Annotated in this window: 11 protein-coding genes and 5 pseudogenes; 7 read left to right on the top strand and 9 right to left on the bottom strand. The window is 69.0% G+C overall.

What is annotated here, in order from left to right; translation table 11 throughout:
• The first annotated feature begins 22 nt into the window (after positions 1-22).
• Complete coding sequence (locus K6K41_RS15460; protein ID WP_261401263.1) at positions 23-220, top strand: DUF1674 domain-containing protein; 198 nt, start codon at positions 23-25, stop codon at positions 218-220.
• Between the two features lie 88 nt (positions 221-308).
• On the top strand, positions 309-938 hold the full coding sequence (locus K6K41_RS15455; RefSeq protein WP_261401262.1) for an extensin-like domain-containing protein: 630 nt from the start codon (positions 309-311) through the stop codon (positions 936-938).
• On the opposite strand, the gene K6K41_RS15450 is transcribed toward K6K41_RS15455, so the two are convergent.
• Together K6K41_RS15450 and K6K41_RS15445 are read right to left on the bottom strand one after the other, a co-directional pair.
• Positions 935-1,474, bottom strand: coding sequence for a DUF4166 domain-containing protein (locus K6K41_RS15450; protein WP_261401261.1), 540 nt, complete (start codon positions 1,472-1,474; stop codon positions 935-937). The genes K6K41_RS15455 and K6K41_RS15450 overlap by 4 nt on opposite strands.
• Positions 1,471-1,929 (bottom strand): thiol-disulfide oxidoreductase DCC family protein, encoded by a 459-nt coding sequence (locus K6K41_RS15445; RefSeq protein ID WP_261401260.1) that lies wholly within the window; start codon positions 1,927-1,929, stop codon positions 1,471-1,473. The genes K6K41_RS15450 and K6K41_RS15445 overlap by 4 nt, the downstream gene beginning before the upstream one ends.
• 304 nt (positions 1,930-2,233) lie before the next feature.
• Here K6K41_RS15445 and K6K41_RS15440 point away from each other — a divergent pair, with 304 nt between their 5' ends.
• Complete coding sequence (locus K6K41_RS15440; protein WP_261401259.1) at positions 2,234-2,551, top strand: hypothetical protein; 318 nt, start codon at positions 2,234-2,236, stop codon at positions 2,549-2,551.
• Between the two features lie 11 nt (positions 2,552-2,562).
• Positions 2,563-2,997 (top strand): hypothetical protein, encoded by a 435-nt coding sequence (locus tag K6K41_RS15435; RefSeq protein ID WP_261401258.1) that lies wholly within the window; start codon positions 2,563-2,565, stop codon positions 2,995-2,997.
• A 10-nt stretch (positions 2,998-3,007) separates the two neighbouring features.
• On the opposite strand, the gene K6K41_RS15430 is transcribed toward K6K41_RS15435, so the two are convergent.
• Together K6K41_RS15430 and K6K41_RS15425 are read right to left on the bottom strand one after the other, a co-directional pair.
• Entirely contained in the window at positions 3,008-3,466 is a 459-nt protein-coding gene (locus K6K41_RS15430; RefSeq protein ID WP_261401257.1) for a L,D-transpeptidase, read from the bottom strand.
• Between the two features lie 210 nt (positions 3,467-3,676).
• Positions 3,677-4,150, bottom strand: a complete 474-nt coding sequence (locus tag K6K41_RS15425; RefSeq protein WP_261405749.1) for a L,D-transpeptidase — start codon at positions 4,148-4,150, stop codon at positions 3,677-3,679.
• Positions 4,151-4,358: 208 nt separating this feature from the next.
• Here K6K41_RS15425 and K6K41_RS15420 point away from each other — a divergent pair, with 208 nt between their 5' ends.
• Positions 4,359-5,795, top strand: a complete 1,437-nt coding sequence (locus tag K6K41_RS15420; RefSeq protein ID WP_261401256.1) for a T6SS phospholipase effector Tle1-like catalytic domain-containing protein — start codon at positions 4,359-4,361, stop codon at positions 5,793-5,795.
• Between the two features lie 234 nt (positions 5,796-6,029).
• Here the strand turns inward: K6K41_RS15420 and acs are convergent.
• Positions 6,030-7,982, bottom strand: a pseudogene (gene acs, locus K6K41_RS15415) (acetate--CoA ligase).
• Positions 7,983-8,152: 170 nt separating this feature from the next.
• Here acs and K6K41_RS15410 point away from each other — a divergent pair.
• Both K6K41_RS15410 and K6K41_RS15405 read left to right on the top strand, forming a co-directional pair.
• Positions 8,153-8,359: a hypothetical protein gene (locus tag K6K41_RS15410; protein ID WP_261401255.1), complete on the top strand. Its 207-nt coding sequence runs from the start codon at positions 8,153-8,155 to the stop codon at positions 8,357-8,359.
• Positions 8,356-8,751 (top strand): type II toxin-antitoxin system death-on-curing family toxin, encoded by a 396-nt coding sequence (locus tag K6K41_RS15405; protein ID WP_261401254.1) that lies wholly within the window; start codon positions 8,356-8,358, stop codon positions 8,749-8,751. The genes K6K41_RS15410 and K6K41_RS15405 overlap by 4 nt, the downstream gene beginning before the upstream one ends.
• Here K6K41_RS15405 and K6K41_RS15400 read toward each other — a convergent pair.
• The 4 pseudogenes from K6K41_RS15400 to tsaD all read right to left on the bottom strand — a co-directional run bounded on the left by K6K41_RS15400 (position 8,726) and on the right by tsaD (position 11,886).
• A pseudogene (locus K6K41_RS15400) lies at positions 8,726-9,444 on the bottom strand (class I SAM-dependent methyltransferase). The gene K6K41_RS15405 and the pseudogene K6K41_RS15400 sit on opposite strands and share 26 nt — an antisense overlap.
• Positions 9,405-9,761: pseudogene (locus K6K41_RS15395) on the bottom strand (EVE domain-containing protein); the annotation flags it as partial. The pseudogenes K6K41_RS15395 and K6K41_RS15400, both read right to left, overlap by 40 nt.
• A 110-nt stretch (positions 9,762-9,871) precedes the next feature.
• A pseudogene (locus K6K41_RS15390) lies at positions 9,872-10,877 on the bottom strand (NAD(P)H-dependent glycerol-3-phosphate dehydrogenase).
• Positions 10,832-11,886: pseudogene (gene tsaD / locus K6K41_RS15385) on the bottom strand (tRNA (adenosine(37)-N6)-threonylcarbamoyltransferase complex transferase subunit TsaD). The pseudogenes K6K41_RS15390 and tsaD overlap by 46 nt, the downstream one beginning before the upstream one ends.
• Between the last annotated feature and the right edge of the window lie 151 nt (positions 11,887-12,037).

The raw sequence follows: 12,037 nt of genomic DNA, 5'->3' as shown, positions 1-12,037 counted from the left end.
ATCCGATCATCCGGACCCTGCGATGACCGACGACGAGACCCCGAAAAACCCGCCCGAGGGCCCCGCGGCCCGCGCGCTCGCCGAAGCCGCCGAGCGGCGCAAGCTCCAGGCCGAGCGCGAGGTCGAGCTCGCGAAGATCCGCGAGCTCGACGGCCGCAAGGGCCCCGACCCCGTCCGCTACGGCGACTGGGAGGCCAAGGGGCTGGCGAGCGATTTCTGAGGACGGCGCCACCGGCCAGCCGCCGAAGCCTCGGCGCGCGTCCGTAACGGGACGGCTCGTCGGGCGCGCGATCGTCGGCGCGACGCTGGTGCTCGGCGTCTTCGCCGCGATCGTCTGGTCCGATCCCGACGCCTACTGGCCGCTCGACCTCGACCAGCCGCCGGGGCTTTTCACGCAGTGGCGCATCCGCCTGCTCGCCGACGAGCCGCTCGCCTGCCAGCGCACGCTGGCGCGCGCCGACATCGCCGCAAGCCTCGCGCCGGAACGCCCGCAGAGAAACGGCTGCGGCTATGACGACGCCGTGGTCCTGTCCGGCGGGGCGCTCGCCGAGACGCCGGCGATGCGCTGCGCGACGGCCGCCGCCTACGCCTTGTGGCTGCGTCATGTCGTGCAGCCCGCCGCCGAACGGCGCCTCGGCGCGCGTGTCGCGCGGGTGCGCACCTTCGGCGCGTTCTCGTGCCGCGACATCGCCGGGAGGCCCGGCCGCCGCTCCCAGCACGCGACCGCCAACGCGATCGACGTCTCGGGCTTCGAGCTCGCAGACGGACGCACGGTGACGCTCTCGCGCGACTGGAACAAAGGCGAGCCCGGCAGGTTCCTGCGCGAGGTCCGCGACGGGGCCTGCGGCCTGTTCGCCGGCGTGCTGTCGCCGGACTGGAACGCGGCCCACGCCGACCATTTCCACCTCGATCTCGGCCGCGCGCAGATCTGCCGCTAGACCGGCCGCAGCCAGCCGGAGTAGCGCACGAGGCGCCCGCCGAACGGCAGGTCGATCGCGACGTCGAAGCCATAGGCGCCGTCATCACGCGCGAAGCCGCGGGCGTTCGACCGTGGTGCCAGCGCGCGCGGAGCCCGCACGCCGAAGATCCGCCAGCCCGTGACCTCCATGGCGAAGCCGCGCTCGTTCGCGGCGAGCGCGATGTCGAAGGAGAACGGGCCAAAGCGCTCGATCAGCGTCCCCGGCCCGGCGCCGGCGCGGACGCGGCTTACGAAGCGCGCGTCGCCGAACGCCCGCGTCCAGATCTCGCCCTCGCCCGCCCGCTCGATGCGCACCTGCGCCTCGACGCCCGCGGCGGATCCGGGGAAACCAAACAGCCGCGCGACGATCCGCGCGAGCGCGCCCGAAGCGCCCTCGACGTCGACCGCCCCGCGAAGTTCGACGTGGGGCTCCGGCGCATGAACCGTCCGGACGCATTCGGGAAGCCGCCCGAAATCGTCTCCGAGCGCGCGGGCGAAAACCGGCGCGCCTGTCACAGGCGCTTCGTCTCGGGCGGCGCGGCCTCGTCGAGAAAGCGGGCGCGATCGGCCGCGGACGGCATGAAGCAGGCGTCGCTCTTGCCGAACATCCGGTACCGGTTCTTGGCGACGCGGTCATAGGCGAAGTCGCGCAACGGCTTCGGCGCGAGCTTCAGCGCGCAGGCCCAGCCATGGCCGGGCAACCCTGACAGCACGCCGATCGCGGCGTCGGACTTGAAGAGCGCGCGGCCGCCGAGGATGACGACGTTGGTCTCGGGATCGTCGGCCGCGATCCCGATGCGCACCGCGACCGCCCGGCCATAGGGCGACTGCAACGTCGCGAAGCTGAACCGCCGGGCTTCGTCGCGCGCGAGCACGAACCGCACCCAACGCGAACAGAACAGGCAGACCCCGTCGAACAGGATCAGGCCTTCGGGCAGGTCCGGCGCGGGTCTCGGAATCCAGCGATCCATGCGGCGGATATGGGCGGCGTCGGTTCGCGCGCCAGAGCGGACCCCTGGGACCAAAGCGACTGACCTCATGGGCGGTCGCGCCGGAACAGAGGTTATGTCGAGGAGCAGGGCGCGCGCGACATCAATACTAATGATCATTCGAATATATTGCGCGACAAAGATTTTCTCATCGAAAGATGTCGATTATTTATTTGCTTATTCGAAAAATTAAATGCAGCATATTTGATAAATATTGATGTCATCGACTGAAAATATTTATCGGGAGACGCGGATGTCGTTACGGTTTTGCTTGGCGGCCGCAGCTTTGCTGGCCGCGCCCAGCGCGGCTTTCGCCGTCAACACGGGCGGGGCCGAGTTCACGGCCGTCATCGCAGCGTCGGGCAAGATCAAGGGGGGATCGGGCGTGGGAAGCGTCATCCGCGTGGCGACCGGCGTCTACCAGATGACGTTTCCGCGCTTCGTCGATACTTGCGCAGCCTTCGTTTCGCTGAACGACGCGCCCGGCTTCGTGTTCGCTTCGACGCTGACCGAGAACACCGCCTTGATCCAGGCCAAGACCTTCGACGCGAAGGGCAAGCCGAAGTCGCTCGCCTTCTCCGTGCTGATCAAGTGCCAGGATTGAGAGGCCGCGCCATGACCAAGTCCAGAACCATCGCGCTCGCCCTCGCGCTCGTCGCGGCGTTCTCGCCGCTCTCCGCCCTCGCGGCGGACGGTTTCAACACGCCGCCCGCCGGCTACCGGGCGCCGCAGGCGGCTCCCGGCGATCTCGGCTCGGCGATCATGTCGGCCGTGGTCGATCCGGACGGGACCCTCGTCCGGGGAGAAGGCGCGGTCAGCGCCCAGCGCTTTTTCGAAGGCGCCTTCGGCGTCGAGTTCGGCCGCGACGTCACGGCCTGCGCGTTCGTCGTCTCGATCGGTGGGTCGGACGCGCAGGGAACTCCGGAGCCCGGACTGATCAGCGCCGTGGGACGCCTCGGCGAAGCGCGGCAGATTTTCGTCTCGACCAAGGATGCGAAGGCTCGATCGGTCGACCGTCCGTTTCACCTCATCGTCTATTGCGGCCGCTGACGGGCGCGCTTCAGGGCACGACCACCACGGTCGTGCCCACACCGACCTCGCGGTAGAGCTCCGCGATGTCCTCGTTGCGCATGCGGATGCAGCCGTAGGACGCGTAGGTGCCGATGGAGTTCGGCCGGTTGGTGCCATGGATGGCGTATTGGCCGCGGCCGAGCTTCATGGCGCGGGTTCCCATCGGGTTCGCCTTGGTCCCGCCGGCGATGAAGTTCGGCAGATGCGGATGGTCGCGCTTCACCGCGGCGGGCGGCGACCAGTCCGGCTCGACATATTTGCCGACGATCTCGGTCCGCCCGACCCAGCGTTTGCCGGTCTTGCCGACCGCGACCCGGTAGCGGACGACGCCGCCGCCCCAGCGCTTGACCAGGTAAAGCGCGCGCTCGGAATTGCTGATGACGATGGTTCCGGCCGAATATTTGGACGGGTCGAAACCTTGCGCCTGCCGCGCCTCGCCGGCTGACATCCCTGCGATCAGAGCGAAAGCGGCGAGCCCCGCCCGCACGGCGGAAGCGACCAAATTCCGAGACATACGCGACACCCTCGGCCACACACGCCCGAAGACAGCCGGACGTCATGTCGAGACATAAATCACGCCGCTCTAACAGGCGATGAAATCAGTCGCCGCAAAAGCCGTATATTCAGCTTTACCTTAATGCGCCAAGCAACGCTTGCGTCAGGGGACGACCACCACCTTGGTTCCCTTTTCGACCCGGTCGAACAGGTCGATGACGTCGGCGTTCATCATGCGGATGCAGCCGTAGGACGCGTAAGTTCCGATCGAGCTCGGCCGGTTGGTGCCGTGGATCGCGATCTCGTCGCGATCGAGCAATATGGCGCGCGGCCCCATCGGGTTCTTCGGGCTGCCGCCGGGGATGACCTTGGGCAGGAACGGCTTGTCGCGCAGCACGTCGGCGGGCGGCGACCAGGCCGGCTTGACGTACTTGCCCCGCACGTAAGCCGTGCCGAACCAGTCCTTGCCGGCCTTGCCGAGCGCCACGCGGTAGCGCAGCGCCTTGCCGCCGCGCTGGACGAGATAAAGCGCGCGCTCCTTATGGCTGATGACGATCGTGCCGGCCCATTGGTCGGTCTTGAACGACACGGGCGTGCGCGCCGCGGCCTCGGCCGCCGGAAACGCAAGACCAAGCATCAGGGCGGCCGCGGCCGCCAAACACTTCGAACCCAACTCGCGACGCCTCTCGGTCTACGCCCTGGCGTTATTCTAGCGCGACTTGCGGCGGGACAATGGAGGACATGGCGGCAGACTTAACGAGCGCCGGCCGCCGTGCTGCGGCGCGTGTTGCGGCGACGCTCGGCTCGGCGCTACGCTCGATCTCCGGTTGCAAGCGGGGGCCGCGATGGCGCGCAACATCCTGATCTTCTCGGACGGGACCGGGCAGGCGGGCGGCCTGACGCCCGACCAGGAGGTCAGCAACGTCTACAAGCTTTACCGCGCGACACGCTCCGACAGCGACTCGAGCGTCGACGCGCGCAAGCAGATCGCCTTCTACGACGCTGGCCTCGGAACCGCCCCGGAGAACCTCGGCGTTCTGGGCCGCGCGTGGCGCCGGGCCAAGAACCTCGTGGCGCAAGCGCTCGGCCTCGGGATCGATCAGAACATCGCCGACTGCTACGCGGCGATCATCCGCTACTGGACGCCGGGCGACCGCATCTTCCTCGTCGGCTTCAGCCGCGGCGCCTTCACGGCGCGGTGCGTGGGCGGACTGCTCGCCCATTGCGGCGTGCCGACCACGGCGCCCGGCCCCGACGGCCTGAAACGCGACCCGAAGTCCGCGAACGCCCTCGCGATGCGCGCGGTGAAGATCTACCAGCACGGCTCCGTCGAAGCGCATCCGGAGGCGGACGATCCTGCGCTCCGTGATCCCAGGCGCGCCGAGCGGCTGCGGCTCGCGGCGGAGTTTCGCCGGGAGCACGGCTCCGGCTCGCCCGAACCGGGCGGCGACAGCAATGCGGTTCCCTACTTCATCGGCGTGTTCGACACGGTCGGGACGATCGCCAATCTCGGGCCGCTCTGGCTCGTGATCGCGCCCGCGGCCCTCGCCGTCGGAGCGCTCGGCCTCTGCTGGTCGGGAATCGGCCCGCGGCTTCTGACCGGCGCCCCGGCGGTCTTTTTCGCGCTCGCCGCGGGGCTCGGCGCGAGGCTCGTCTATGAAAGTCGCTACGGCTCCGAAAACGGCTGGTTGCGCCAGGCGATGGCGCGGCTTCCGGCGCTCAAACCCTTCAGGTTCTATGACACGCAGCTGAACGCGCGCGTTCCTTTCGCCCGCCACGCCATGTCGATCGACGAGAACCGCGACGATTTCCGCGTCGTGATGTGGGACGAGGACGACGACACCGCGATCATGGCCGAGAACGGCGCGCGGCGGATGCGCCAGCGCTGGTTCGCGGGCGTCCATTCGGACATCGGCGGCAGCTATCCGGAGGCGGAGTCACGGCTCTCAGACATCGCGCTCGAGTGGATGGCCAAGGAGATGAAGGGGCTTCCCGATCCGCCGCAATTCTCCGCCGGGCGCCTCAACCTTTCGCCTTCGCCGCTCGGCATGCAGCACGACGAATTGAAGGCCCATCCCGGCCTGCTGCCCGGCGCGCGGCTCGGGATCGAAAGGCGCGGCGCGCTAGACGAGAGCGTGCTGCTCCGCCTCTCGGCTCCGGCGGCGCTGCATTACGACGTGACGAAGCCCTACCGGCCGGAGGGGCTCAGGACCCATCCGCAGGCCGCAGAGTTTTACCGCGACGCGCCGACAAGCGCAGGCTTCGCTCCGGAGATGATTTGAGGGTCGGCGACTTAGAGTCGGAAACCGGAGCGCCGGCCCCCCTCCACCGCCTGCGGCGGTCCCCCTCCCCCGCTTCGCAGGGGAGGATCCGCGCGCAAAGGGCGCCGCTCTTTTTGATCCTCCTCCGCTGTGCGGAGGAGGGGGACCATCGCGTGAGCGATGGAGGAGGAGGCGAGCGCCGACGTCCAAAACGCGCTGAGCCCGAAGCGAACTCCGCGCCGCGCGATCGGCGCTTTACGCCGCCTGGTCCTTCTTCCGGTTCTGGCGGTTCTCGACGAGGTCGTCGACCACCGCGGGATCGGCGAGCGTCGAGGTGTCGCCGAGCGCGGACGGCTCGTCCTCGGCGATCTTGCGCAGGATCCGGCGCATGATCTTGCCCGAGCGCGTCTTCGGCAGGCCGGGCGAGAACTGGATCAGGTCCGGCGAGGCGATCGGGCCGATGTCCTTGCGGACCCACTGGACGAGCTCCTTCTTGAGCTCCTCGGTGCCCTCGACCCCTTCCATGAGGGTGACGTAGGCGTAGATGCCCTGCCCCTTCATGTCATGCGGATAGCCGACGACCGCGGCCTCCGACACCTTCTCGTGCGCGACGAGCGAGCTCTCGACCTCGGCCGTGCCCATGCGGTGGCCCGAGACGTTGATCACGTCGTCGACGCGGCCGGTGATCCAGTAGCCGTCTTCGTCGCGGCGGCAGCCGTCGCCGGTGAAGTAGTTGTTCTTGTAGGTCGAGAAGTAGGTTTCCTCGAAGCGCTTGTGGTCGCCATAGACCGTGCGCATCTGCCCGGGCCAGCTGTCCGTGATCACGAGGTTGCCGTCGCCCGCGCCCTCGATGACGTTGCCTTCTGCGTCGAGAAGCTCGGGCTTCACGCCAAAGAACGGCAGCGTCGCGGAGCCCGGCTTGAGGTCGGTCGCCCGGGCAGCGGGGTGATCAGGATGCCGCCGGTCTCGGTCTGCCACCAGGTGTCGACGATCGGGCAGCGGCTGTCGCCGACGACGCGGTAGTACCACTCCCAGGCTTCCGGATTGATCGGCTCGCCGACCGAGCCGAGGAGACGGAGCGACGCGCGCGAGGTCGACTTCACCTTCTCCTCGCCGCCGCCCATCAGCGAGCGGATGGCGGTCGGGGCGGTGTAGAAGATGTTGACCTTGTGCTTGTCGACGACTTCCCAGAACCGCGAGGTCGTCGGGTAGTTGGGCACGCCCTCGAACATCAGCGTGGTCGCGCCGTTCGCGAGAGGGCCATAGACGATGTAGGAGTGGCCCGTCACCCAGCCGACGTCGGCGGTGCACCAGTACACGTCGCCCTTGTGGTAGTCGAAGATCGCCTCGTGGGTGAACGAGGCGTAGACCAGATAGCCGCCGGTGGTGTGCAGCACGCCCTTGGGCTTTCCGGTCGAGCCGGATGTGTACAGGATGAACAGCGGATCCTCCGCGTTCATCTCCTCGGGCTCGCACTCGGCCGACTGCTTTTCGACCGCCTCTTCGTAGCGGACGTCGCGGCCCTCGGTCATCGGCACGTCGGCGCCGGTGCGGGTCACGACGAACACGGTCTCGACGCCGCCGACTTTGTCGATCGCAGCGTCCGTGTTCTTCTTCAGCGGCACCTTCTTGCCGCCGCGCAGGCCCTCGTCGGCCGTGATCACGACCTTGGATTCGCAGCCCTCGATGCGGCCCGCAAGGCTGTCGGGCGAGAAGCCGCCGAACACGATGGAGTGAACCGCCCCGATGCGCGCGCAGGCGAGCATCGCGTAAGCGGCTTCCGGGATCATCGGCAGGTAGATGGTGACGCGGTCGCCCTTCTTGACGCCGCGCTCCTTCAGCGCGTTGGCGAAGCGGCACACATGTTCGTGCAGCTCGCGATAGGTGATCGCCTTCGAATCCTTCGGGTCGTCGCCTTCCCACAGGATCGCGGTCTGGTCGCCGCGATCCTTCACATGGCGGTCGACGCAGTTGGCCGCGACGTTTGAGCGTGCCGTCCTCGTACCATTTGATCGAGACGTCGTCGGGCGCGTAGGAGACGTTCTTCACCTTGGAGAACGGCTTGATCCAGTCGACGCGCTTGGCCGTGTCGCCCCAGAATCCCTCAGGATCCTCGATCGAGCGCTTGTAGTCGGCGTCGTATTTCGCCTTGTCGTAATGGGCGCGCTTCTTCCAGTCCTCGGGGACGGGATACACTTTGTCGGACATGGCTATCGCTCCCGGGCGTTCGTTTCCCGTCCCGTCGCGCGGGACGACTTTGACCTGAACCTAGGGCGGAACGGCGTGAGGTCTCAAGCACCCGAACCTCGTACTTTGCGCGGAGCGGGGCGGAGGGGCTGCGGGCGTGCTATGGTGCGGGGAGGAGAAGGATTTGTCCGATGACCCGCATCGTCCGCGTTGAAGAGATCGACGGCCAGCTGGTGCTTCGCGTGCCCGAAGACGTAGCGAAGCAGTTGAAGCTTTCAGCCGGCGACGACGTCAATCTGACGGTCGAAGCCATAGAGGATGACGTTCGGCGACAGCTGGAAATCGGCCGCGAGATCATCAAGCGGAACCACGCAGTGCTCGCGGCGCTGGCGAAATGAGCCTTGCGCCCGAGCCCCTATGGCTCGCGCTTCGATCGATCACGATCCTGCACGACGACGTCATCGAAGAGCATGGCGGCCTGCCAGGTGTGCGCGACCAAGGCGCGCTCGAGTCGGCGGTCGCACGACCGCGCAACAAATGGAACTACGGCGAAGACGACGTGATGCGGCTCGCGGCGGCGTATGGATACGGTTTGGCCCGCAACCACGCATTCTCCGACGGCAACAAGCGCATCGCCTACGTGGCGGCGGAGTTATTCCTCGCCTTGAACGGCTTTCGCCTCGTCGCGTCTGACGATGACAAGATCGCCACCTTCCTCGCCCTTGCGGCCGGCGAGCTCTCCGAGGACGCGCTCGCTGGCTGGCTCAGGTCCCGCGCGCAGCCGGCATGAGCCGCCATACGGCGCTGTTCTTGATCTCGGCGTCTTCGAGCTCGCGCGTCACCGGCACGGCGTAGTCGGCGAGCTTTTCCAGCCGGTCCTTCGGCAGGTAGCTGCGGCCGGGATCGCCGACCAGAACGGGCACGCCGTCGGCGAGAAATCCGTCGAGCCAGGCGAGCAGGCGCGCCGCGAGGTCGCGCTCGTAGAACAGGTCGCCGACCGTCACGAGGTCGACGTCAGGGCGCGGACCGCCGATCAGGTCCTCGCCCGTCGCCTCGACCGGAACGCCGTTCGCGCCGCGGCGTTGATCACGATGGCGGCCAGCGCGAAGCGGTCGAGATCCGCGGCCAGAACCGAGGCGGCTCCAGCCTTCATGGCGGCGATCGCCACGATGCCTGAGCCCGAGCCCATGTCGAGCGCGCGGCGTCCGCGGCAGATTTCCGGATGGTCGAGCAGATGCCGCGCCAGCGCCTGCCCGCCGGCCCAGGCGAAAGCCCAGAACGGCGGCGGCAGGCCGACTTCGGCGAGCTCCTCCTCGGTCTTCGACCAGAGCGGCACCGCCTCGTCGGCGACCCGGATCACGATCTCGGGCGCGAGCGGCACGGGCCGCGCCCGGGTCTCGGCGAGGACGAAGGCGGCGGGGTCGCGAATGGGCAAGCGGGCCGTCAGCCCTTGAAGCCGCCCATGCGGCAGACCTCGGCCCATTCGTCGTCCGTCACCGGCTGAACCGACAGGCGCGAATTGGAGGTCAGCGCCATCTTGGCGAGCTTCTCGTTCGCCTTGGCCTCGGCGAGCGTCACGGATTTCGGCATGTCGGCGACGGCGCGAAGGTCGACGCATTCCCAGGTCGGGTTGTCGGCGGTCGAATCGACATGGGCGAGCTTCGCCACCTCGACGATCCCGACGATCTCCTTGCCTTCGTTGGAATGGTAGAAGAAGCCGCGCTCGCCGATCTTCATCGCGCGCATGTTGTTGCGCGCCTGGTAGTTGCGCACGCCCGTCCATTCCGTGCCGTCCTTTCCGGCCGCCTTCTGCTGCTCCCAGGACCAGGAGTCGGGTTCGGACTTGAACAGCCAGTAGGCCATCGGGCGCTCCGCAAGAGTTCGCGAGACAGGAGGAGGATCGAAGAAGTCTATTCGGCCCGCAGGGGCCGCGCGAGCAGGCGCTCGATGGCGTCCGCGACCGAGAGCCGCCCCGCCACCACCTCGGCGACCGCGGAAGAGATCGGCAGCTCGACGCCGGTCCGGCCCGCGAGCGCCGCCAGCGCCCCGGCGGTCGCCGCGCCCTCGGCGAGCTTTTCGGGCGCAGGCTCCCCGGCCGATCGAGAGGCCGAGCGAAAAGTTGCGGGATTTCGGCGATGTCGCTGTCAGCACGAGGTCGCCGAGGCCCGACAGGCCCGACAGCGTCTCGGGCCGCGCGCCGATCGCGCCCCCAAGCCGGGCGAGCTCGGCGAAGCCGCGGGCGATGAGCGCCGCGACCGCGCTCGCGCCGAGGCCGCGGCCCTCCACCACGCCGGCGGCGATCGCCAGCACGTTCTTGGCCGCGCCGCCGAGCGCGGTCCCTGCGACGTCGGTCGAGCGATAGGGGCGGAACGAGCGCGTCGCGAGGGCCTCGGCGACCTGTCCCGCCACCGCCTCGTCGGCGCAGGCGAGCGTGACGGCGGTGGGCAGGCCGCGCGCGACGTCGTCGGCGAAGCTCGGGCCCGACAGCAGCGCGTTCGGACGGCCGGTCAGCGTCTCGTCCAGCACCTGATGCGGAAGCTTCAGCGAACCGCGCTCGACGCCCTTGCAGGCCGCGACCGCGACCGCGCCGGGTTTCAGATGCGGGGCGGCGCGGCCCGAGACCTCACGCAGCGTCTGGGTCGGCGTCACGAACAGCACGATGTCGGCGAGCCTTAGCGCCGCAAGATCGGCGGTCGCCCGCACCCCGTCGTGGAGCTTGATCCCCGGCAGCCGACGCTCGTTCTCCCGCGCCCGCTCCATCTCGGCCATGACGGCGGCGTCTCGGCCGATCAACGGAACATCCGCGCCGCTCGCCTCGGCGGCGACGTTCGCGAGCGCCGCGCCCCAGGCGCCGGCGCCCAAAACCGCGATCACGCTTTCGCTCCCGGCGCGGCCGCCGTCATGTCGAGCGGCCAGCGCGGGCGCGGCGCGAAATCCAACCCGTCGGACAGCCCCAACGCCAGCCTCTCCGCACCCGCCCAGGCGATCATCGCGCCGTTGTCGCCGCAGAGATTCAACGGCGGGGCGACGAGCCTCACGCCCATCTCGACGGCGAGCCGGGTGAGCCCCTGCCGGATCGCGCCGTTGGCCGCGACCCCGCCCGCCACACGAGCGTGGACGGCCTGCCATGCCGTTCCCCGAAGACGCGGAAGGCCGCGCGCGCACGGTTCGCCACGACGTCGGTCACCGCGGCCTGAAAGCTTGCGCAGAGGTCGTCGACGTCCTGGTCGGAAAGCGGCGCGATCTGCTCGGCCTCGAGCCGCACCGCGGTCTTAAGGCCCGACAGCGAGAAATTGGGCTCGGCCCGTCCGAACATCGGCCGTGGGAACGCGAACCGCGCCGGATCGCCTGTCTCGGCGCGCTTTTCGACCTGCGGGCCGCCCGGATAGCCGAGGCCCAGCATCTTCGCGACCTTGTCGAACGCCTCGCCCAACGCGTCGTCCACCGTCGAGCCGAGCCGCTCGTAGCGCCCGACGCCGAGCACCGCGAGCAACTGGGTGTGGCCGCCGGAGGCGAGCAGCAGCAGATAGGGGAACGCGATCCCGTCGGTGAGCCGGGCGGTCAGCGCGTGCGCCTCGAGATGGTTCACGGCGCTGAACGGCTTGCCGGCGACGAGCGCCAGCGCCTTGGCGGCCGTCAGCCCGACGATCACCCCGCCCACGAGCCCCGGGCCGGCGGCGGCCGCCACGCCGTCGAGCTCGCCGAGGCCGAGCCGCGCGTCGGCGAGCGCCTTCTCCACCACGCCGTCGAGCGCCTCGACATGGGCGCGGGCCGCGATCTCGGGCACCACGCCGCCGAAGGCCGCATGCTCCTCGACCTGCGCGCGCACGACGTTGGACAGGATCACGCCCGGCCCGTCGGACACGCGCCGGACGACCGCGGCCGCGGTTTCGTCGCAGGTTGTCTCGACGCCGAGAACGAGCATGGGGCGGGCGGATCTCCGGTTGCCGGGCGAGGAGGAATAGCCGCGCCCGAGCCGGGCGTCGACCACGGCGTGGCTTCGAGCCGTGATCACGTCCGAATGCACGACGTCGGTGATCGTTCGGGGGATCGCGCCGACGGGACCGAGGCGATAT

The organism is Chenggangzhangella methanolivorans (genome assembly GCF_019797865.1).
GTDB lineage: Bacteria > Pseudomonadota > Alphaproteobacteria > Rhizobiales > Methylopilaceae > Methylopila > Methylopila methanolivorans.
This window is presented reverse-complemented; position numbering and strand designations above follow the sequence as displayed.